We start from the raw sequence: 23,393 nt of genomic DNA, 5'->3' as shown, positions 1-23,393 counted from the left end.
ATTATGAAAAAAATTATATTTATCCTTTTAGCCCACTTAACGGTTTTCCTTGGGTTTTCCCAAAAAGTAGTTATCGTTGGAATGAACCACAGGACAACAGATGGCTTTTCGTTTACGGCAACTTTAGATTTACCAGCAGGAGAAATTGTTTACTTTACAGACAATTCATATGCATCTGGCACTAACGCCTTTACATATGGTGGGTTTCCCTCTGGCGAAGCGGTAATAAAATATGAAGTAGGAGCCGGCGGACTTGCAAAAGGTGTTGTGGTTTTTGTAGATGAAACAAGTGCTAATGTGCTTTCTACAACATGCTCCTCAGGAGATTGTGGCACTGCAACAGTTTCAACCGCTACCGGAAATGGTAGTTTCAGTATTGCCACAAATGGAGATGGGTTATATGCCTATGCGGATACGGATGAAGATTCAACCAATGGTGTTACAGACATATACTCTGTATTATTTACAGGTTCTGGTATTGCGCCAGGTCAAAATGGGGGTGCCATCCCTACGTCTGAAGACCCTTCTGCAGACTTTCCTTGCGCAATAGTAGTAGATGGTTTTCCAGATGACGGGGACCTTTTTATAGGATTAGACAGAGTAGAATACATGTATGATCCAGCCACTTTTAGAGATGGTATTACAAAAGCAAATTTTGAAGATATTTCTAATTGGCTGCATACATTGCCCAACCAGGCACTATCTACAGTTGCTTTCACCAATTTGGATGCAGCAGATACTGTACCTCCAGTAGTGACCTGTCCTGCAGATATTACAGTAAATAATGATTTTGAGGAATGTGGCGCCGTAGTTGACTTTATGGCTTCCGCCACGGATAACTGCCCAGGAGTAACTACCTCTAGTGTTCCTGCTTCTGGTAGTTTGTTCCCAGTGGGAACCACTTCCGTATTGGTAACCGCAACGGATGCTTTTGGTAATACAGCTACTTGTAGTTTTGAAGTTACGGTTAATGATGTTGAAGATCCTATGATTACCTGCCCCTTAGATATTGTAGTGAATAGCGCCCCTGGAGAATGTGGTGCCCTGGTTACTTTTACCAATCCAACAGTGACGGATAATTGCGGGGCTCTCCCTGAATTTATTATCAATGGAGGTTTTGAAACTGGAGACTTTAGTGGTTGGACCGTCATGAATTCTGGATCTGGAAATTATGCTATGAACGATGGAACTTTTGATCCGGCAGGACCTGGAGGTGCTTTGCCTCCTTTAGCAGGCAGTTTTGATATAGTTTCTAACCAAGGTGGCCCTGGACTTCATTTGGTTTCTCAGCTTATTATGGTACCTACAGGTATAACTCAGGCGAATATCAGTTGGTTGGACAGGATAAGAAATTATGCTGGCACTGGTTTTTCTGATCCAAATCAAGAGTTCCGAGTTATGCTCTTAGATGCAGCCATGACACCAATTCAGGAGATATTCTCTACAAACCCCGGCGACCCAAACACCCAATTGGGGCCGAATTCAAGAAATTTTGACGTTACCACGTTGTTGCAGTCTCTTGAGGGAACGCAGGTCTATTTGAGCCTTGAGGAACAGGACGACCAAGGCTTCTTTAATGTTTCTCTAGACAATATCAGTTTTGTTATTAATTCTGGAGGCGGTGCTTTAACGGTAACCCAAACCGCAGGCCTTCCAAGTGGAAGTACCTTCCCGGTGGGTACAACAACCAACACATTTGTAGCCACGGATGCATCTTTTAATACGGCTACATGTAGTTTTGATATTACTGTAAATGATGATACAGACCCTACGATTATTTGTCCTGCAGATATTGTTGTGGATGCTGATCCTGGAACATGTGGTGCCACTGGCATTTATTTAGGAGTCCCAATGGTATCGGACAACTGCGAGGTAACAGGGAACGCCATTGATTTTGATGGCTTGGATCATGGATTGACTATTCCTGATATTACCCCCGATTTATTAGTAACAGGAATGTTTACCATAAGCGGTTGGATTTATCCGCGTTTAGAGAATGAAGATTTCCCCGATATTCAAGAAATTAAGGATTTGTTCAAATTAAACACTTGGCTACATCTTGCCATTACTTTTGATGGTGCAGCGGTGAAAGGCTATCTTGACGGTAAACTTATCGCCACAACACCTGCTACGACAGCAGAAATTATTGGGCTCATTGCGGCTAATCAAGATCTTGACGTCGGAGCCCTAATTGAACCATTTATCCCTGTTTCTTTAGGCGGTAAATTGGATGAAGTCCGCATTTGGAATGTAGCTCGAACGCAAGCGGAGCTTCAGGCCAATATGTGTAAGGAAATTTCAGCGCAACCAGGACTGATTGCATTGTACCATTTTAATCAAGGTGTTGCGGGAGGAGATAATACAGGATTAACTACAGTTATCGATGATTCTGGAAACGGATACGATTTAACCTTGCATAATTTCGCCTTAATGGGGCCAACATCTAATTGGGTTGAAGGAAAAACATTTACTGGTGTTACCTTAACCAATGATGCGCCTGCTCTTTATGTCCCTATAGTTTATGATGTTGAGGGTGTACCCATTACTTGGACTGGAACAAACACGGCGGTTTACCCCATAGGAGAAACCATGGTAACATGGACGGCAACAGACGCCTCTGGAAATACAGCCACTTGTGTGCAAAAAGTAACCGTTGGAAGCGGTCCAGCCACTTGGTCTGGAGCCGTAGATAGCGACTGGACTAATGCAGGGAACTGGGTAGGCGGAGTAACCCCCGGATTATCATTGTCATCTGATGTGACTATACCAAATGGTGCGCCAAATTATCCTGTTTTATCCTTAGGACAGGATTTGACCATAAATGATTGTGCAACCGTAACCGTTGAAAGTGCCGCCTCGTTGACTGTTAATCCCAACGTAGTGGTTACTAATTTAGGTACCGTTACAAATGATGGTAATTTTACATTTGAATCAGACAATACAGGGTCTGCCTATATAGGCTCAGGAAGTGGTACATTTAATGGTGATTTTACGGCTGAACGTTTTATTCCCGCCAACAGGGCATTTAGATTATTAAGTACTTCAGTTACTACAAGTGATTTTATATCGAACAACTGGCAACAGGGTACACATATTACAGGATCTACCACTGGGGCTAATGGTTTTGACGCCACGGTAACAGGTAATCCGTCAATGTTCACCTTTGATAACCTAGGACAAACTTGGGATCCTATCCCTAATACTGATGCTACAAATTTAATCAATGGTACGCCATACCGTTTATTAGTAAGAGGGGATAGAACTGTGGATATAGGCACGAATGATCCACCACCAACGCCAACAACACTAGTTGCCAGAGGTACACTGGATGCAGAAAACATTGCTCCGGGAGCATTGGCTTTAAATCCAAATGCTGGACTGTTCAGTTTTGTTGGCAATCCGTTCCAGGCGCAAATGGATATGGCAACGACATTAGGTTTCCCAGCGACGAATACAAATTTGAATCCAATATTTTATTGGGTTTACGATCCAAACTTAGGAATAAGAGGTGCATATTCTACTGTTGTATTGCCTTCCAACACGTCTACGGCTGGTTCGGTTGCTGACAAATATTTGCAGGCAGGCCAGGCATGTTTTGTACAGACCGTAGCTGATGGTGCCAGTTCAATCACCTTTACGCAGAATAACAAACATACCTCCTCCCCGGAGACCAATGTATTTAAGAGTGGCTCTAGTAAAGCTGCAGCAAGCACTGGACAGCTGAGCTTAAACTTATTCGAAGCAAATGCGTTTGCAAATAATGATACCGCAGCAGATGGAATTTTGATCTTTTTTGATGACAACGGCAATAATGCAGTAGACTTTCTGGATGCGCCAAAGTTCCCGAACCTGGACGAGACCTTTGGAACTTACACAGATGGCTCCTTCCTTTCTGTAGAAAACAGGGCAACACCTACGGAGTTTGATGAAATCCAATTGCAGATTTATCAATATAGAAATACTAACTATGTTATGGTCGTGAACGCGACCGACTTGCAGGGAGGTGTCCCGTACCTTTTAGACACCTTTACTGGCATCTCCACAGAGATTCCGCAAAGTGGAACGATAGCGTATGCCTTCAATATAAATGCTAGTGATACCGGATCCGTTTCCGCAAATAGATTTAAAATTGTATTTTCGGCGACGACCTTGTCAACCGAAAATGCAGAGCTCTCTAAATTGCTGTTATACCCCAACCCGGCTAGCGAAGGTTTTGTTAACTTAAGCATTCCACAAGGTATGGATGATTTGGAACTAACAATATATAACACCCTAGGCGCAGAGCTATTGCACATGAAAAACTTCAAGTCAAACAAGGTGACAATTGCAACTAGTTTTGCCAAACAGCAAGGTGTTTACTTTGTAAAACTGGCCTCAAATGGCAATACAATAACGAAAAAATTAATAATAGAATAACCATTAAAAATGAATACCATGAAAAACACAAAAAAAATGTTCTCGAAAACAACCGTTGCGTTTATCGCTTTTGCTTTAATTGCCGCAACAAACTTGATGGCACAACCAGGTTTTAATGACAATGTTAAAGACGTGCCATTAGATGGCGGGCTTGTTGCTTTATTAATTGGAGCTGCCGCTTTTGGCGTTAAAAAAATACGCGATAGCAGAAAATAAGAGACTTCAGGAAGTTAAAAAAAGACATTCCAATAGCACAATAAGGCTTTTCCTCCGAAAAGCCTTATTGCTTTACAACCTTTGTATAGTTTTAGAATTTCTTAATACATAACTTATACTATTTCCCATCATTTTAGGCTAAGGTGTGAGGCTTTAATCAAATGCAGAATATATTGACTTTACATGGGGTACATTCATATTAATGACCTACTCAGATCACATTGATAAACAATTATACTTGAAGTTCTTTCCAGTTTGCCTTCGCGCTAATTTCAGAAAACACATCGCCTTACGTTTTTTTATACAACTAGTTTTACCACTTCCCAACTCTATCAAATTTTGTAAGAACGATTCATAATGGTTTTCTTACCTCTTATCGAAAAAAATTACTCATTCCCAAAAATTTGTTCAAATTTAAAGTTCTTATTGATTAATACTTTTTGATTTATTATTCAGTAACCCAACCAAAGCTACACTAAATAATCCCTTCGTTTCTACACACATAGGTTTTAGAATTTATCCTACACTGTTTTTGGTTAATGAGCTATTAATTAAAACAACCAATTATGAATGAAATTCTACTCTCACTTAGGTGCAAGTATCTGGGTGCTACAAACAAAAATGCAAAAAGTTTTAAGCCCGATTTAAACGTAAAATTTTTAATCCCAGTTTTGCTATTTGCATTCTGTATGCTATCAACGATGGAAGTGCAAGCCTCCCACTTTAGAGGGGGTACCCTATCATGGTCTCAGGCTGGGGGAAACAGTATTACTTTTACTTCTAATACGCAATGGAGAAGATCTTTTTGGGGTGCACCAACAGTAGGACAGACTCTTAATTTGGGTACGATGAATTTTGGTGATGGCCAAATTATTACTTTAACAGCGACCGTAACCGGTGTGGATGCTGCAAATGATATTTTGTTCATGTCATGGGTTTATACTAAAACATACGCTAGTCCAGGCAACTATGAAGTATCCGCATATAATAGTTGCTGTCGAACAAGTGACCTTGAAGATGGTAATAATGACCAAAACTATGCTTTAAAAGCCACAGTAAATGTGGGGGGTACCTTTAATAATCCCCCAGTAGCTAGTTTACCACAGGTAGTAAATCTGCCGATTGGCGTTTCAAACGCTACGTTTTCAATCCCAGCAGTCGACCCCGAAGGGGATGCCATTTCTTATAGATTGGCCACGGGCGCAGAATCTGGACTAGTTACCATACAACCTGCCGGGTCTTCATTGAGTTCTGACGGGGTGTTTACAATGGATACTTCCACACGTACAGAAGGACAAACTTTTTCTGTGGTATTTATGGTAGAGGATGCAGAGTCAAAAGTTCCCGTAGACATCAAGTTGGTAATGGTGGGCGCTTCATCTCCACCTGTTTTTGTCGCACCAACCCCAGCAGAAGCAACTGTTTTTTCTGTAACACCACCAGGAAATACGGTGAGTTTTACAGTGGCTGCTACAGATCCAGATACTGGTCAAAGCACTACGCTGAATTCTATTGCCTTGCCTGTCGGGGCAACTATGACTCCTGTGTTACCAGTAACAAGTGCAGTAGATGGTACTGCGACTTCCGCATTTAGCTGGACACCGTCAGCCGCCCAGGCAGGCCAAGTTGTTCTTATCAATTTTGTGGCACAGGACGACACGGGAATACAAGCTACGAGAAGTATATCAATTAATGTTCTCTGTGCTTTGGAAGCAACCATATCCAATGCCACAGACCCAAGTGCTCCAGGAGCGGATGATGGGTCAATTTCAGTCAATATTCAGAATGAATCAGATCCAGGAAATCTTATTTATTCTTGGCAGGGCCCTGATGGGTTTACTTCATCATCAAAAGATATATCTGGTTTAGCACCGGGTACTTATGACCTCATTGTTAACGATACTGATACTGGGTGTTTAGCATCTGTTTCTCAAACTTTAGCTACACCTAATCAAGGGCCAACGATTGTCTGTCCCTCAGACATACTTGTAGATAATGATCCTGGAATATGTGGTGCGACGGGTGTTAACTTAGGAATTCCAATGGTAACGGCTGGCCCTCCAGCATTAGGAAATGCAATAGATTTTGACGGCTTAGACCATGGCTTGACCATACCTGATTTTACTTCCGATTTATTAGCCACTGGAACAGCAACTATAAGTGCTTGGATTTATCCAAGACTAGCAAACGATGATTTCCCGGATATTGATGTGATTCAAGACACTTTTAAATTAAACACTTGGCAACATTTAGCCATAACTTTTGATGGAGCTTCGGTAAAGGTTTACCATAATGGCCTTCTTATTGCTTCAACACCGGCTTCTGCAACCGATATACTTGGCCTGATTTCCACTGATAACTTAGGACAAACAATTGCTGATCATATCCCTGTTTCTCTTGGCGGTAAATTGGACGAAGTTCGCGTTTGGAACATTGCCCGCACGCAAGAAGAGATTCAAACTGATATGAACAAGGAAATTTCAGCCCAATCCGGATTGATTGCACTATACCATTTTAATCAGGGCATTGCTGGAGGTGACAATACTGGACTAACTACAGTTATTGATGATTCTGGGAATGGGTACGATATGACATTGCACAATTTTAATTTAGACGGTCCAACTTCCAATTGGGTTGAGGGAAAAACGTTTTATGGGGTTACCTTAACCAACGATGCTCCTACTGACTACGCCCCTATGGTTTACGATCTGGGAGATATCAGTATAACTTGGACTGGAACAAATAAGGCAGTATATCCTTTAGGTGAAACTATCGTTACTTGGACTGCTGAAGATTGTTTTGGAAATTCCGTAAGCTGTACCCAATCGGTTTTTGTTGATTTAAACGAAATAACTGGAGTAGTTTGGACTGGAGCCATCGATACTGACTGGACAAATACCGGAAACTGGCTAGGTGGTTTTGCACCTGGTCTGTCGCTATCAGCATCCATAGCAACCATCCCAACCGGAGCACCAAACTATCCTGTTTTAACAACAGGACAAGACTTAACGATTAATGAATGCTCTCAGGTTATTATTGGTAATGGAGCTTCTGTAGATTTTAATCCCAATGTCGTTTTAATAAATAATGGAGTAGTCGATAATAGTGGTGAACTTACAATGCAATCGGATCCAAATGGTTCGGCCTATATTGGCCCAAGTTCCGGGACATTCATTGGAGATGCAACTATTGAGCGATTTATTCCACCAAATAGGGCATTTAGATTATTAAGCAGTCCTGTAACAACTACAGATTTTATATCGAACAACTGGCAACAGAACACCCATATTACGGGCTCAACAGTAGGAGCAAACGGTTTTGATGCTACTGTAACTGGAAACCCATCTATGTTTACCTTTGATAACCTTGGGCAAACTTGGAATCCCATTCCAAATACGGATGCCACTAATTTAGTAAATGGAGTACCCCATCGTTTAATGGTAAGAGGAGACAGGACTGTTGACCTAAGCACCAATACTCCACCACCAACACCAACAACTTTGGTCGCCAAAGGATCACTAGATGCTGAGAACAGTGCTCCGGTGCCATTGGCATTAAATCCAAATGCAGGGCAGTTCAACTTTGTAGGCAACCCGTTTCAAGCTCAAATTGATATGCAATCTACTTTGGGCAATGCACTTACCAATACCAATTTGAACGCTACATTCTATTGGGTATATGATCCTAACTTGGGAATAAGAGGAGCTTATTCTACCGTTGTTTTGGCTTCAAATACCTCTACTGCTGGTTCGGCGGCCGACAAATATTTGCAGGCGGGTCAAGCATGTTTTGTACAAACCTTGGCTACTGCTCCAAGTTCAATTACATTTACTCAGGACAATAAGCACGTATCAACTCCCGAGACCAATGTGTTTAAGAGCGGTTCAGGCAAGTCCAGGTCTAGTAATAATAGTCAACTGAGCTTGAATCTATATGAGTCCACAGATTTTGCGAACAATGATTCCGCAACAGATGGAATTTTGGTCTTCTTTGATGACAATGGAAATAATGGGATTGATCTCCGCGACGCTCCAAAGTTTACTAATTTAGATGAAACCTTTGGGACTTATACCAATGGAACTTTCCTCGCGGTTGAGACTAGATCTACGCCAAACGAGCTTGACGAAATCCAATTGCAGATTGATCAATACAGGAATACCAGCTATGTTATTGTTGCGAAGGCCACAGGCCTAAAGGGTAGTACGCCGTATTTATTGGATACCTTAACCAATGAATTTACTGAGATTTCTCAGAGCGGAGAGGTAGCATATGCTTTCAACGTAAATCCTAACGACACGGAATCAGTCTCAGAAAATAGATTTAAAATTGTATTCTCCGCAACCACATTATCAACGGACGATCAGGAGCTGTCCAAATTGCTTTTATATCCGAATCCGGCTGGTGAAGGCTTTGTTAATTTAAGCATTCCCCAAGGCATGGATGATCTGGAAATGACGGTTTACAATACACTTGGTGCCCGAATATTGCACATGCAAGACTTTAACTCGAAAAAAGCTACTATTGCCACTAGTTTTGCCAAACAACAAGGTGTTTACTTTGTAAAACTGGCTTCAAAAGGCAGAACAATAACTAAAAAATTAATTATCGAATAACAATTAAAAATGAACACCATGAAAAACACAAAAAAAATGATCTCAAAAACAACAATTGCATTGTTCGTAATTTTTGCTTTATTTGCAACAGCCAATTTAACGGCACAACCGGGTTTTAATGACAATGTTAAAGACGTGCCACTGGATGGCGGACTTTTTGCTTTGTTAATTGGTGCCGCCGCCTTTGGTGTTAAAAAATTACGCGATAGCAGAAAATGATAGACTTCAGGAAGTTAAAAAATGACATTCCATTACCAATAAGGCTTTTTTTAGGAAAAGCCTTATTGTTTTTTATAGTCTGGAAAGTTATTTACAGCTTTTTCCTGTATGATTCAAAAGTTTTAGACCACCCCCTTACCGCCCATGTTGGAGAGGCTTCAGCCAAATTCCTGAACAATTTTACTTCAATGTCAGGCTTTGTGGCTATAAATGAGTTGTCAACAAAAATATTAGACGGGGAATATGTGACATATCAGGCCTCATCTATTTACCATCATGAAAAAAGAGTTTTAAATATTGCCGACGCCTGCAACGGGCTTGAGCTAATGGTACTCTATATCGGCTTTATTATTTGTATGCCATCAGGCATCTGGCGCAAAATACGCTACATAATTATTGGTCTTATTTTAATTGATATAATTAATATTCTGCGGTGTGCCGGATTGATTTACCTCGGGGAGTACTACAACGCCTATTTTGATTTCGCACATCACTATTTGTTTAAAATAACGGTTTATGCAGCCACGTTTGTGATGTGGATTGTATTTGCCCGCAAAATCCGAATAAAAAATGAACCTGTACCCGTCGGATAAAGTTCGCTTTATTTCAGGACTTATCATTATTCTTATTATATATACATTTCATTATGTGTACTTGGCTGAAAATCCCGATATGATTTCGGTGCCAAAATACATCCTACACCTGGCGAGGTTTGCCGTAACAATGGCTGTTTATTTCGTGGGTACTTTTCACCTAGGAAAATTAAAAGACACCTGGATGTCTACCATATGGCATATGGTTCATATTTCAGGTCTTTGCATTATTGCAGGCCTGGGAGGATTCAATTGGCTAATCTCTGACATTTCAATTTACCTAAAGGATTTTACTAATTCTGTTCAGGAAATATTAATCTCTCCCGTCTTATACCTTGCCATGGGTATCCTCAATAGGACACTGAATAAAAAGACTTCTGATTAACTTGGAATTATTAATGTATTCTTAAAAACCTCAGCTCTTCTCCGGCAACCAGTACAATTAAATATTGTTGTCCTCCTATAGTTATTTTAGAAGTTTGCTTTACTTCAGCATTGGAAATTGAAGAATGTAATACTTCAAACGTCTCTTCTCCTTCAAATGCCTTTAGAATAAATCCTTTTGAGCCATCATAACGGATGGTTTCAACCTCAGCGTCATACAATGTACCCATGCCCAAAACTTCAAATATTCCGTCACTATCCGTATCTATAAATTCAAAATCCAATGTTGGCCCAAATTGAGCTACATGGGGCAATCTCTTAAATTCTAAACCTGCTTTTCCTTTATTCATAATAAAATACGAGCTAAATGTTGTAGCCGTTAAGTGCAAAGCTTTATCAATAGCATTCTGCCCATAAATTTCAGAGATACTGGAATTGGCAAAGCCTTTATAAGTTGATATTTTATCCTTCAAAAATGGAGTCTGCTCGGTGGAACATTCTTTTCCCCTAATGGGGAATAGATTGCCATTATAAGATTTGGTCAAAGCAAAATCGTAGCTTTCATTGTCATCAAAATAATTGGCATAAATATGCAATGGCGAATTTTCGGTGGGATGGAATTTATTGTTTTCTCCAATATTGCCTAAAAAATAATCATCATCACCATCGGCATCAAAATCTATAGCCCTGATACTTTGAAACCAACCTGTCTTTTTATTCGAGCTCAACTCTTTTTTAGAATAAAGTCCTTTTTCGTTTTCAAAAACGGTTACGGGCATCCATTCTCCAACAACTATTAAATCAGCATCTCCATCCATATCATAATCCGAAAATATGGCGTCATTTACCATCCCAATATGTTTTAGGCCCTTAGCTTTTTTGTCCGTTGCATTTATAAACGTGCCGTTTTTGTTTTCCAGCAAAAATGATTCAGGCGCTTGAGGATATTTCCCCGAGATAACACGTCCTCCAACAAAAACATCCTTGTCTCCATCTTGATCAAAATCGGTAATAGCGATAGCTTTGGTAACACTTAACAGTTTTGGAAGACGGCCTCTTGAAAAAATACCGTGGCCGTTATTAAGGTACAATCGGTCTTGCAACAATTCGTTATTTTCTGAAAGGCTATAATTCCCGGAAGCCACATACAAATCCAAATCGCCATCATTATCGCAGTCAAAAAACTTTGCATTGTTGTCATTATAGATTTTATCCTTTTGGAAAACGGACTGATTTGTTAAGGAAAATATTCCCGAAGATTCTTGAAGATAAAGTTGGGCAGGAAACCCCGAGGTGTTTCCAACAAAAATATCATCCAAACCATCATTGTTTACGTCGGCCACGGCTAACGCATTGTCAATTGTGGACTGCTTTTGAGGCAATAGTACCTGCATATTGAAATCGTTAAACTTAACTTTTTCATGTTTATAATTAATACCGAAATTAGATGAAGGTATTTCTTCAAAACCAGGTGATTTTTGGTTCATTGGTACATTTGATTCTTGAGCATTGTTATAAAATATTCCAATATGTTGGTTCGACTTTAAATTCTCCATAACCTGGACCCTCCCATCTGGCCAAACCACTTTTAGACTATCCACCTTTTCATTTTCACCCAATCCAAAAGTCAAATCATACGTCACGGATGATTGGTAGCCTCTTACAGGATATACCGTTTTGGTCTGTTGCAAACTATCAGCATATAAAAATACTTTTGTTCCGATGGCTTTTTTATTCTTTTTAGGCCCAACAAAACTTAATTCTATGTAATTCGCTTGGCTATTATTTCTGTAAATAGATGCTTTATCGGATTGATTATTAAGCACCAAATCCAAATCCCCATCGTTATCAAAATCCGCATATGCCGCGCCATTTGAATTGATCTTTGCATGAAAGCCAAAATCCTGTGATACGTCCTTAAAAGTGTAATCCCCATTATTTAAAAACAGATAATTAGATAATTTAGCAGAGGGTATCAATTGTAAGGCCAACTCTAAATTTTTCTTTTCATCATGCCGAGATAGGTTTTTACGCATTTCATGTCTAAAATCCTGATTAGCAATATCCTTTGCGATGCCATTGGAAACAAAAAGATCGTTAAACCCATCGTTATCAAAATCGGCCAACAGCGCCGCCCAGCTCCAATCGGTTTTAGCTATACCCGAAAACTGGCCAATCTCACTAAATGTACCATTACCATCATTCAACTGCAACATATTAGACATGTATTGGTGATGCCAGCCCCGCTTTACCATGCGGTTGAACTTGGCCGTACTCATTGTGGCCATATTTTCCTTGCCACGTTTTCTATCGGCCGCCAGCATATCCAAAACCACCAAATCCGGCAATAAATCATTATTAATATCAGCAAAGTCAGACCCCATACTATTGTTGGAAATATGCTTGAAACGCTTTAGGATGTCATCTGCAAAAGTGCCGTCTTGATTATTGATAAATAGAAAATCGGGCTCCAGAAAATCATTGGCCACGTAGATATCCGGCCAACCATCATTGTTGAAATCCCCAACGGATGCACTTAGCCCCCAAGCTTTCTTTTGAATGCCCGCTTCTTTTGAAACATCCACATATTTGCCATTGTCATTTCTAAACAAACGGTCCAAATCGTCTTTGGTGAATCGGGTTTGTAGCTGAGGATCAAGTAAGATTTGTAATTTAGGTTCCAAACTGTGGTTGAGCAAATACATGTCCAGGTCGCCATCCTTATCGGAGTCAAAAAAATAGGCTTGGGTGGAAAATCCATTTTCTTTAAGCCCATAGGCAAGTGCCTGTTCTTTAAATGTATTATTTTTTTGATTGACGAACAGCTTATTTTGTCGCGCCTTTCTGTTTTGAACGGATGCAGATTTACAAACATAAATATCCAGCCAACCGTCATTGTTTATATCTACCATAGTTACGCCAGTTGACCAACCTTCCTTATCTTCAACTCCAGCAGATTCTGTAATATCCTCGAAAACAAAATTGCCCTTATTTAAATATAATTTATTCGATTTTTGATTTGAAGTAAAATAAATATCCTCAAGTCCGTCATTATTAATATCGCCAACCCCGACACCTCCGCCATTATAAATGTAGCTGTAATTCAAGAAATTGAACTCTGGCGTTTCTTCGACTTTATTTTCAAAATGAATATTGGAATGACTTGCTGGGATAGCCGTGAACTTGGTGTTCTTCCCGTCGTCAAAAGGCTTTTCAACCTCATCTGAACAGCCAAAAGCACTCCAAAGGAGGAGAACACTTAATCCCATTTTAAAAGCACAAAAACCTTTTCTAAAATCCATTAAACCAAGATAGGGAATTCTGTTGGAATCGCTCATCCAAGCATTCTAGCTCCACACAAGTAACACAAGGGAGCTTCACTACCAATTTTATTTTGCATGCGGTGAGTGACTCCCCAAAATCTTTTTAGGTAGCTCACCCGCTTTGGAATATTCCAAGAGACAGGAGGAGGTCATCGACATATTGCTACCAAGCGTGCTGAACTTAGCGACTTAGTTAACGAATTTAAGATGGGATTGGAATAAATTGAAAATATCTTATTAACTTAAAGCTTTAACAGAATTATGGGTCTGACCAAGGCTCTTTTTATTCATTAAAGTTTTTGAGCATGAAATACTTTAACCTTTTATTTTTAGCATTTTGGTTTTTTTTGGGTTGTGACGAAATCAATAAAAAAATTGACAATACCCAAGATTTTAAAGCCGTTGAGCAATTGGTGCAAGGGGTTTTTGACGACGTGTGGAGTAATCAGGATGAAACTCAAATTTCGAAATATCATACTGAGGATTTTGTTCTTTTAGAACATGGTGAAGTTTGGACAAATGACAGCATTGTCAATTGGTGCCATAGATACCGGCAAAATGACCCTGGCTTTACACGCATTAATACTTTTGATTTTTTCAAATCCAAAAGGGAAGGTAACCGAATATGGATGGCCTATCACAATTATGCCACCCTCAAAAAAGACACTCTAATCCTAAAAGCGCAATGGCTGGAAAGTTTGATAGCCGTTAAGCAAGACAATATCTGGAAATTGGAAATGTTGCATTCAACCCGGTTGCCAGGAGAATATTAAGCCACTTTCTTAATTAAATCGTAGCATGGGCATTTTTTACAGCGTTTATTTTCGCCCTTTTTAAACTTTTTACAGCAACTACTTTTCACTTTTTCAGGAAGGTCAACACCTAACTTTCTAAGTTTTTTAATTGCTTTCTTTTGTTTCTTTTTTTTGCCCACAGAAATCAGTTACTAAATCTGTGGGCAAAAATAGCTTATTTTTATTAAATCTAAATAAGATTAAATGTTAAAATTACTCTGGATTGTCAATTGCGGCCGTTGTAACGGTTAAGTTTTCAATATCTCTATCAAACAAATACAAACCGCCCTTGTCATCCCCAATCATATTAATCTTATCTAAAATAGTTCGTGCCACGGCTTCTTCCTCTATCTGCTCAGCTACATACCACTGCAAAAAGTTATGGGTAGCATAGTCCTTTTCCTCAAGGCTAATATGCACTAATTCGTTGATGCTTTGAGACACAAACACTTCATGGTCAAACAGTTTTTCAAACATCTCCTTAAAGGATTTGAAGGTTACATTAGGCGCCTTCAGTTGCGAGATTTTAGCATGCCCGCCTCGTTCGTTGACAAACTTTACCAATTTCAACATGTGTTCGCGTTCTTCATCGCTTTGCGCATACATAAAATTTGCAACACCTTCTAGTCCCTTAACCTCAGCCCAACAGGCCATGGCCAAATAGATTTGAGAGGACTCTGCCTCTACCCTTATTTGATTATTTAAAGCTTCTTCTATAGTTTTTGATAACATAATTTTCTGTTTTTTGTAAAGTTAAAAATTTCCTTTGGCTCTATTAAATACAATCCATAAAAAAAGGTTATCCATTGATTAGAATAACCTTTCTCAACTATTAATCAAACGTTACTTTACTGAACGGTAAGCGTGTATTGTGGCGTTGGGTTTAGCGGACAGAAGTAAACATACTCTCCCTTTGTTAATTTAGTGGCTTTCGACGTTTCCACTTCACCATCTTTCACCACGCTTGTTACATAAGCCGTTGCTATATGGTTTTCAGGCTTGCTGGCATCCTTCCCTTTTGGCACTAAAACTAAACCTACGTCTTTCCCAACATGGTTGTTCGATACTGAAAAGATGTATGTCCCTTCCGAAACCGTTACCGATTTTTGGGTAAACTCTCCCGCTGTTTGCTCCAACGCAATGGTTTTCACGTTGTCTTTCATCATTTTGTCCTGTGCGTTTCCATTTAACGCAAAACCTAATGCTACTACTAAAATTGCTACTACTTTTTTCATTGTTTTCTAATTTTAAATTTTTGATTATTATTTTTTGGGCGTTCCCCTCGATGGTGAGTTCGTTCGATAAAGAACCCTTCGTCCTCGGGGCAGGCTTTCACTACTCGCTCTCTGCGAGGAGCTCAAACAGAGCGTTCAATCCTTAACGCAGGAACCCCTGATTGTTTTTTATTATTAAACTAATTGGCCTTCCAAAGGTTGTGCTACCGGAAAGTCAACAGGGATTTGTGTCGTACTATGGATGTAATTTGAAATCGTTTTATCACCGACCAAAGAAATTACATCAATCAAATTTCCTTTGGTATATCCAGCGTTAAAGAAATTTTCCAAAACCTCAGCATCTGTTCTACCTCTGTTTTCGGTAACGTTTTTAGCTAATCTCGCTAAAGCATCCAATTTGATGTTAAAAGATGCCTCTCCATCTCTAAGTTCCAAAATTTGCGCATCAGTAAACCCGTTCATTTTTCCAATAGCTGTGTGGGCTGACAAACAGTAAATACAGTTGTTCACTTCACTTACTGCTAAGTTCACTACCTCTTTTTCTTTGGCAGATAAAGATGTTTTTGCGTTTGAAAAGTTTAGGTAGTTTTCTAAAGCCGTATCACTATGCGCATACGTTGCATATAGGTTAGGCACAAAACCTAAAGCCTTATTAAGATTGTCAAAAATTGCTTGATTGTTTTCACTTACTTGATCTCTTGTTGGTACATTAAATGTGCTCATTGTTCTAAATTTTAAATTGTTATTGTTTATTTTTTTATTGCTATTAATTGATGGTACAAAGATGCGGTTGTTTATAACCCTAAACCATGTAACCATTTCCTTTTATATTGTCAATTTTTCCCCTAATTATTTGAAATTATAGAATCCCCTCCTACATAGGGCATTTCAGCATCACAATAGAAATCGTGAATATACTTTTGCTCACAATGTGTTTTTGGCGAAATTGTATTTACAATACTTTTCCTTTTGCCTTTAAATATTTCAATTAAATTGAAAATAGATGTATGTTTTAAATTCATGACTTTGTTGTTTTAATTATACAGTGCAAAGATCAATCAAAAGGAAGAGCAATAAAATGGTGAGATTGCCCTAGGTGTTGTCAATTTTTCCCTAATTATAATTTCGTGTGTTGCGCATTCCCCTCCTTGGAGGGGCTAGGGGTGGGTTTTGGAACTTCAATTACCCTTTAAACTTTTTATAGCCGATTACGCTTAGTCTAGATTTTCTCAGATAAATTTGAATTATGAAGCATTCTAATGTTAACCTACCCCTTAGTCCCCTCCCTAGAGGGAAACACTCATGCTCTAAAACAATGAGTCAAGACACTTTTTTAAGCTGTTTTTTAAAGTCTGAAGGTGATAAAGTAGTATGCTTCTTAAATAATCGACTTAAATGTGAGGCATCGTCAAAGCCAATATCATAAGCTATTTCCTTGGCGGTTTTATCCGTATAAATCAATAACCGTTTAGCTTCAAGAATAATACGTTCGTGAATGATTTGTAGCGGACTGGTATTTAATTTAGCAAAAGTATTAGATAACGTTTTAGGCGATTTAAAGAGTTTATCGGCGTAAAAGGACACGCTGTGTTCAGTTTTAAAAAATGATTCCACCAGCATATTGAATTCACGTAATAAATCGATTTTTGTATTTTTGGTAGTCTCAACGAAACCTTCTTTGGCTTTAAGTAAACGGGTGCTGATGATGATAAAACGCGCCATCAGCATCCGCAACATTTCTGCTTGAATGGTATCTTCAGTTTCCAATTCGTCCAAAAATACCTCGTGCAAAATATTCAACTTTTTAAGTTCCCTCTCATTTAACTCAATAATTGGAATATGAGCATTTCCAAAGAACAACAACCCGGCACAACTTACTTCCTGATCGTGGTCCTTAATACAATAAAACTCTCTGTTGAACTGATACACCACTAAATTTTCTCCCGAAATAAATTCGAAAAACTGAACGATTGTTAACGCTAAAATGCTGTTAGGCTCAATAGTATATGGAATACTATCCACAATAATTTCAGCTTTTGAATTTGTGGTGCGAATAAATGTGTATAACTCTGGCTGTTTTGCTGTTTTATAGGATTTGAGGAACTCCTCATCACCTATTTTAAGAATAGCATTGGTAGAAAACTCTGTGAATGTGTTTTGCATAGGAGCTTAGTCTCAGCTCATTTCAAAACATTACTTAAGAGGAAAAATAATTTTTTAGCATAAATTCTGCAGAAGCATATTTACCACGAATATCCCTGACAATTTTTAATGCTTTCTGCGATTTCTGTTTTTCATTATAGAGGGCAATTCCTCCCACGAAAAGGCTTAACAAAACAGATATAATTCCAGTTTTTGTTTCAATTTCTTCAATTTCTAAATCAGGGATATCCTTCACAAAGTTTAAAACAAAACCATCGTCGATATTTTTCAGTAAGAATGACTTGATTTCACGATTATATTGGGCAAATTGTTCAATCTCTGTCATTTCCGCGTTGGACTTAACCAAGCGTTCCGCCTGAGCCTGAATATCAACAATTTGTCTAATAATATTCCTATTCATATCAACTTATCCGCAACCCATTTGAAACCTCATTGGTTGCATCGGGATTCACAAACACCAATTTACCTTCAGGAGTCTCAGTCATCAAAATCATGCCTTGGCTTTCTACGCCTCGCAAAGCTCTTGGCGCCAGATTTACTAAAACTGTGACGCGTTTCCCGATGACTTCTTCAGCAGTAAAACTTTCGGCGATACCGGATACAATAGTTCTGGTGTCAATTCCTGTATCCACCTTTAATTTTAAAAGCTTTTTGGTTTTTGGCATTTTTTCGGCCTCCAAAATGGTGCCCACACGAATGTCAAGCTTGGTAAAATCTTCAAAAGTAATCTTGTCTTTTTGTGGTTCTATGGTTGCTGAGCTTGTCGAAGCATTTGCTTTTTTGCTCGCTTCCAATTTATCCAACTGTTTTTGGATGGTGGCGTCTTCAATTTTGGAAAATAACAGTTCTGCTTTTCCTATTTGATGGCCGGCTGGTAATAGTACTTCTTTGTTTGGGATATCGTTCCATGTGGATTCCGAATCAAGTGCGGAATGACAAAGGATATTCTTTAACTTTTCTGAAGTAAATGGCAAAAAGGGTTCACTTAATGTTGCTAAAGCTGAAGCAATTTGCAATGCAACGTACATAATGGTTTTTGTACGCGTTTCATCTTCTTTAATCACTTTCCAAGGTTCAGCATCGGCTAAATATTTATTCCCCAAACGGGCCAAATTCATTAATTCCTGCCCAGCCTCCCTAAAGCGATAACGTTCAATGGAGCTTGCAATCACATCGGGGTAGGCTTTTACTGTCGCCAAAGTTTCGGCGTCAACTGATATTAATTCCGAAGGTTCGGGAACAATACCACTAAAATATTTGTTGGTCAACACCACCACGCGATTGATGAAGTTTCCAAAAATAGCAACCAATTCGTTATTGTTTCTCGCTTGAAAATCTTTCCATGTAAAATCGTTATCCTTGGTTTCGGGCGCATTGGCATTCAAGGCATAGCGCAGCACGTCTTGTTGACCCGGGAATTCCTCTAAATATTCTGGCAACCAAACTGCCCAATTTTTTGAGGTGGATAATTTATTCCCTTCTAAATTCAAAAACTCATTAGCTGGCACATTTTCAGGTAAAATATAACTGCCCTCTGCCCTCAACATGGCTGGAAAAATAATGCAATGAAATACAATATTGTCCTTTCCGATAAAGTGCACCAATTTGGTGTCTTTGTCTTTCCAATACGGCTCCCAATCCTTACCTTCTCTTTCCGCCCATTCTTTGGTCGAAGAAATATATCCGATAGGTGCATCAAACCACACATACAATACCTTGCCCTCACCACCTTCTGCAGGCACTGGAATTCCCCAATCTAAATCTCGGGTTACGGCACGCGGACGTAAGCCATCATCAATCCATGATTTTACTTGTCCATATACATTAGGCTTCCAGTCTTTTTTATGACCTTCCAAAATCCATTCCTTCAAAAAGGCTTCATGCTTATCCAAAGGTAAAAACCAGTGTTTGGTTTGCTTTAAGGCGGGTGTGTTTCCTGTAATTGCTGACTTCGGGTTGATTAAATCCGTAGCATTATGACTGGTGCCACAATTTTCACATTGGTCACCATAACTTTCTTCAAATCCACATTTTGGGCAGGTACCCACTACAAATCTATCTGCCAAAAATTGGTTGGCTTCCTCATCATATAATTGTTCGGTAGTTTCTTCAACAAACTCTCCTTTTTCGTCCAAGATCTTGAAAAACTCAGATGCCGTATCATGGTGGATCTTTGCCGATGTACGCGAATAATTATCATAAGTAATCCCAAAATCTTCAAACGATTTTTTAATAATCGCATGGTATTTATCCACAATATCTTGAGGAGATACACCTTCATTTTTTGCCTTAATGGTAATTGGCACGCCATGTTCATCGCTTCCTCCAATAAACGCCACTTCATTTCCTGTTAAGCGCAGATATCTCGCGTAAATATCTGCCGGCACGTAAACCCCTGCTAAATGTCCTATATGAATTGGGCCGTTAGTGTAAGGTAAGGCTGTGGTAATGGTGTATCGTTTTGGTTTGTCCATCAATATAAAATTAAGTTAGATGTCATTGCGAAGGAGGAACGACTGTGGCAATCTCATTAAATCAGAATCTGCATTTTACAGATTCCCACGCTTCGCTCGGAATGACCTCCTTTTTTGAAGGCGTAAAAGTACACATTTTGAGGGGGTATTGGAAAAAAATTGTGGTAGTTTAAGAACTCGCCAAAGTTTGAGATCCCGCCTTTCGGCGGGATTAGTTCAACTAACAACATTAGCTTCGCTCTTCGAGCTTGTCAAAGTTGAGTTTCACTAAAAAAATGTACATTTACAATATGCAGAAAAACCTACTTATTGTAGCCCTATGTTGTGTTTCCTTTATCTTTGGAATCCAGACGCTAAATTCTCAAACCGTAACCCCTGAAACTCATATTTTGAAACGACCACCTTATTTAAAAGCAGGCGATACTGTTGCCATTGTAGCACCTTCGGGCATCCTGAAACACCGCGAGCGTGAAGTTGAACAGGCTAAAGCACTTTTAAAGCGTTGGGGGTTGCATTCCGTAGTTGGGACACATGTGTTTAACCAAGCAAACCATTTTGCAGGAAAGGATGACGAACGTTGTGAAGACCTTCAAAAAGCATTGGACGACCCCAAAATTAGTGCCATTTGGTGTGCACGAGGGGGCTATGGGACAGTTAGGATTTTGGATAAATTGGATTTTTCCGGCTTTAAAAAACATCCTAAGTGGGTCATCGGGTATTCAGATATTACAGCATTGCACAATGCTATCCACAATGCAGGAGTTGAAAGCCTGCATGCACTGATGTGTGTGAGCCTTACCAAAGATGAATCGGAAATTGAAGCCAGTATTTCAACTTTTCAAAATGCCTTATTTGGAAAACCCTTGAGCTACACATTGGAGGGCTCAACGTATAATAGAACGGGCCAAGCATCGGGGCCATTAGTAGGGGGCAATTTAACCATGTTGCATACCATGTTGGGCTCAGAAACCAGTATTGATGTTTCGGGCAAAATCTTATTTATTGAAGAAATCGGGGAGTATAAATACCATATCGACCGTATGTTACAAAGTTTAAAACGTGCTGGTTATTTCGATAACTGCAAAGGTGTGATTGTTGGGGATATGACCAAACTCCGAAAAAACACCACACTCTGGGGTACCTCCGTTGAGCAATTGGTTTTAGACGCCTTGTCTGATTATGATTTCCCAATTGCTTTTAATATGCCAGCGGGGCACGAAAAGGACAATCGGGCCTTAATATTAGGTAGAACGATTCAATTAGAAGTCGAGAAAACTAAATCCACTATCAATTTTTCAGAATAAATTAAATACTTCAGGAGATTTCCGTAGGAATTGATTTATGAAACCCCCTAAAACATTAGGGCTGACATCCCAAATAACACCTTTACCTCTTTCCGTTTAACGGTTAATTTTGCTCTTTGCAGACAGACAAGTTAGTTCACCGTGAAATACTGTGCAATCGCCTAATATATTTAAGATTACATAGTACAAGCGATAAATTTGTACTTAAGTATTAATAATCTTAAAACACCCCAATGATGAAAAAATTACAATTATTAGTCGTAGCGATGTTGCTTTTATTTTCCGTGGATATGAGAGCTGACGATGTTATCGTAAATTCAGATTTAAATCTTTTCAACCCAGACGTACGCAAGTGTTTGCTAGAAGCTTCTATAAAAGAAGGCTGGGAATTAAAGTCAGTTTACATGAATACCAAAGACCAATTGGTAATGGTTTTTGATAAAGACAATAGTACTAAAGTTTACAAAACGAAATAAGTATTATCAACAAATCTCAAAAAGCCAATTAAGCACTGTGTTTAGTTGGTTTTTTTTATGAAATCACCAATTTAGAATTGGCATTAAACTCCAAACTGAGTGAGGTGATGGTCCAAATGTTTATAAAACATATTGTTCCACTCCTTTTTGGTCAATTTCCCAAAGGAATGAGATTCCCGACCATCAAAATGGTCTTCACCTAAACTTTGGGTTTTCTTCAAGTAGTCTATTAATCGCTTTTTTTCAGCTTCAAAATTTCTGGCATCAACAATTAAAAACTGAGGTGCGGTACGGCTATTTTTTTTGTACGGTTTCTCACCAACAACGGTATTTTTTACGAACAGTTTCAGCATAAACTTAGTAAAACCATTTGGCTTTTTGTGTTTATCCTCATAAGCCATTTCGTAAGTAACATTAAGGTGTGCCAGCATTTGGTCGGCACTCATTTTGCCCCATTCAGGGCGTGTGGTAGGTCCTAGTTTGTTGACACGATCCATAACCTCCTTGGTAACCTCAGGCTTAAAAATGTTTTTCATGGGTTGATGCATTTCAAAAGTGTGTGCAATTTATTTATTTTATATTAATGATGAAAGTATTTTAAAAATGAGGTTTTATGATTTATCAAAAGAAGAACGAGGCCAACTAGTTGAAAAAATTAACCGTGATATTTTAAGTGATTTGTCCAGCGATAAAACTGATTACATCTTAACATATTTTTCAGATGAAGATACCTATATCAGAAAAACGGGATATCTGACCATTGGGAAACTCTTTTATGCAAGGCCCGAACTTCAAAAACAGCTACTTTCAACTTTAGAAAAGTTATTAGAACATGATAAGGAAAAAGTGCGACAAACCGCTGTAAATGCTTTTGGGGAAATTGGGAAGTTCCATTTTGAAAAAGTCCAACATATTTTTGATACTGCTTTGTTTGATGAACACCACTCCGTTAGAAATGCAGTTATCGGTTCTGTCAAAAAAATGGGTGAAAAGAATCCTAAACCCGTTTTTGCCTGAGCAAAAACGTATTTAAAACATCCCGACAAGGAAATCCGCCGTGAAATTTGTCATGGTATTGAACTGCGCGGGCGCACCCATCCGCAAGATATTTTACCGCTTTTAAAGGAACTTCAATTTGATGAAACCCGTCGTGTATCTGATACCCTAATTCATGTTTTAGGAC

19 protein-coding genes are annotated in these 23,393 nt (G+C 39.0%); 10 read left to right on the top strand and 9 right to left on the bottom strand.

Annotated elements, in window-relative coordinates:
- Positions 1 to 3: 3 nt before the first annotated feature.
- From ACFSR8_RS01690 to ACFSR8_RS01665, 6 genes are all read left to right on the top strand, one after another.
- Complete coding sequence (locus tag ACFSR8_RS01690; protein ID WP_380288411.1) at positions 4 to 4,416, top strand: HYR domain-containing protein; 4,413 nt, start codon at positions 4 to 6, stop codon at positions 4,414 to 4,416.
- An 18-nt stretch (positions 4,417 to 4,434) separates the two neighbouring features.
- Positions 4,435 to 4,632, top strand: a complete 198-nt coding sequence (locus ACFSR8_RS01685) for a PID-CTERM protein-sorting domain-containing protein (protein ID WP_380288409.1) — start codon at positions 4,435 to 4,437, stop codon at positions 4,630 to 4,632.
- Between the two features lie 566 nt (positions 4,633 to 5,198).
- Entirely contained in the window at positions 5,199 to 9,245 is a 4,047-nt protein-coding gene (locus tag ACFSR8_RS01680; protein WP_380288407.1) for a LamG-like jellyroll fold domain-containing protein, read from the top strand.
- An 18-nt stretch (positions 9,246 to 9,263) separates the two neighbouring features.
- A complete protein-coding gene (locus ACFSR8_RS01675; RefSeq protein WP_380288405.1) occupies positions 9,264 to 9,464 on the top strand; it encodes a PID-CTERM protein-sorting domain-containing protein in 201 nt (66 codons plus the stop codon).
- Positions 9,461 to 10,057 (top strand): archaeosortase/exosortase family protein, encoded by a 597-nt coding sequence (locus tag ACFSR8_RS01670; RefSeq protein WP_380288403.1) that lies wholly within the window; start codon positions 9,461 to 9,463, stop codon positions 10,055 to 10,057. Before ACFSR8_RS01675 ends, ACFSR8_RS01670 begins: the two co-directional genes overlap by 4 nt.
- Positions 10,035 to 10,442, top strand: coding sequence for a hypothetical protein (locus ACFSR8_RS01665; protein ID WP_380288401.1), 408 nt, complete (start codon positions 10,035 to 10,037; stop codon positions 10,440 to 10,442). The genes ACFSR8_RS01670 and ACFSR8_RS01665 overlap by 23 nt, the downstream gene beginning before the upstream one ends.
- Before the next feature lie 10 nt (positions 10,443 to 10,452).
- On the opposite strand, the gene ACFSR8_RS01660 is transcribed toward ACFSR8_RS01665, so the two are convergent.
- Entirely contained in the window at positions 10,453 to 13,779 is a 3,327-nt protein-coding gene (locus tag ACFSR8_RS01660; protein WP_380288399.1) for a VCBS repeat-containing protein, read from the bottom strand.
- A gap of 290 nt (positions 13,780 to 14,069) precedes the next feature.
- On the opposite strand from ACFSR8_RS01660, the gene ACFSR8_RS01655 reads away from it, so the two are divergent.
- Positions 14,070 to 14,537, top strand: coding sequence for a nuclear transport factor 2 family protein (locus ACFSR8_RS01655; protein ID WP_380288397.1), 468 nt, complete (start codon positions 14,070 to 14,072; stop codon positions 14,535 to 14,537).
- Between the two features lie 234 nt (positions 14,538 to 14,771).
- Here ACFSR8_RS01655 and ACFSR8_RS01650 read toward each other — a convergent pair whose 3' ends face one another.
- From ACFSR8_RS01650 to metG, 7 genes are all read right to left on the bottom strand, one after another.
- A complete protein-coding gene (locus ACFSR8_RS01650; RefSeq protein ID WP_380288395.1) occupies positions 14,772 to 15,290 on the bottom strand; it encodes a ferritin in 519 nt (172 codons plus the stop codon).
- Between the two features lie 116 nt (positions 15,291 to 15,406).
- Complete coding sequence (locus ACFSR8_RS01645) at positions 15,407 to 15,793, bottom strand: hypothetical protein (RefSeq protein ID WP_380288393.1); 387 nt, start codon at positions 15,791 to 15,793, stop codon at positions 15,407 to 15,409.
- A gap of 174 nt (positions 15,794 to 15,967) precedes the next feature.
- Positions 15,968 to 16,516 carry a carboxymuconolactone decarboxylase family protein gene (locus ACFSR8_RS01640; RefSeq protein ID WP_380288391.1) on the bottom strand — a complete coding sequence of 183 codons (549 nt, stop codon included), beginning with the start codon at positions 16,514 to 16,516 and terminating at the stop codon, positions 15,968 to 15,970.
- Positions 16,517 to 16,638: 122 nt separating this feature from the next.
- Positions 16,639 to 16,815 carry a hypothetical protein gene (locus ACFSR8_RS01635; protein WP_380288389.1) on the bottom strand — a complete coding sequence of 59 codons (177 nt, stop codon included), beginning with the start codon at positions 16,813 to 16,815 and terminating at the stop codon, positions 16,639 to 16,641.
- A 298-nt stretch (positions 16,816 to 17,113) separates the two neighbouring features.
- Positions 17,114 to 17,956 carry a helix-turn-helix domain-containing protein gene (locus ACFSR8_RS01630; RefSeq protein ID WP_380288387.1) on the bottom strand — a complete coding sequence of 281 codons (843 nt, stop codon included), beginning with the start codon at positions 17,954 to 17,956 and terminating at the stop codon, positions 17,114 to 17,116.
- A 34-nt stretch (positions 17,957 to 17,990) separates the two neighbouring features.
- Positions 17,991 to 18,356 (bottom strand): hypothetical protein, encoded by a 366-nt coding sequence (locus ACFSR8_RS01625; RefSeq protein ID WP_380288385.1) that lies wholly within the window; start codon positions 18,354 to 18,356, stop codon positions 17,991 to 17,993.
- Between the two features lies 1 nt (position 18,357).
- Positions 18,358 to 20,430 (bottom strand): methionine--tRNA ligase, encoded by a 2,073-nt coding sequence (gene metG, locus ACFSR8_RS01620; RefSeq protein WP_380288383.1) that lies wholly within the window; start codon positions 20,428 to 20,430, stop codon positions 18,358 to 18,360.
- A 290-nt stretch (positions 20,431 to 20,720) separates the two neighbouring features.
- On the opposite strand from metG, the gene ACFSR8_RS01615 reads away from it, so the two are divergent.
- Entirely contained in the window at positions 20,721 to 21,734 is a 1,014-nt protein-coding gene (locus ACFSR8_RS01615) for a S66 peptidase family protein (RefSeq protein ID WP_380288381.1), read from the top strand.
- A 233-nt stretch (positions 21,735 to 21,967) separates the two neighbouring features.
- Positions 21,968 to 22,210: a hypothetical protein gene (locus tag ACFSR8_RS01610; RefSeq protein WP_380288379.1), complete on the top strand. Its 243-nt coding sequence runs from the start codon at positions 21,968 to 21,970 to the stop codon at positions 22,208 to 22,210.
- 83 nt (positions 22,211 to 22,293) lie between these two features.
- Here ACFSR8_RS01610 and ACFSR8_RS01605 read toward each other — a convergent pair whose 3' ends face one another.
- The gene (locus tag ACFSR8_RS01605) at positions 22,294 to 22,746 is read right to left on the bottom strand and encodes a DUF1569 domain-containing protein (protein WP_380288377.1); all 453 of its coding nucleotides are present in this window, start codon (positions 22,744 to 22,746) and stop codon (positions 22,294 to 22,296) included.
- Positions 22,747 to 22,813: 67 nt separating this feature from the next.
- Here ACFSR8_RS01605 and ACFSR8_RS01600 point away from each other — a divergent pair, with 67 nt between their 5' ends.
- Positions 22,814 to 23,227: a HEAT repeat domain-containing protein gene (locus ACFSR8_RS01600; RefSeq protein ID WP_380288375.1), complete on the top strand. Its 414-nt coding sequence runs from the start codon at positions 22,814 to 22,816 to the stop codon at positions 23,225 to 23,227.
- Positions 23,228 to 23,393: the final 166 nt, after the last annotated feature.

Origin of the sequence: Hyunsoonleella rubra (assembly GCF_042684665.1) — a bacterium.
In the GTDB taxonomy this organism is placed as follows: domain Bacteria; phylum Bacteroidota; class Bacteroidia; order Flavobacteriales; family Flavobacteriaceae; genus Jejuia; species Jejuia rubra.
This window is presented reverse-complemented; position numbering and strand designations above follow the sequence as displayed.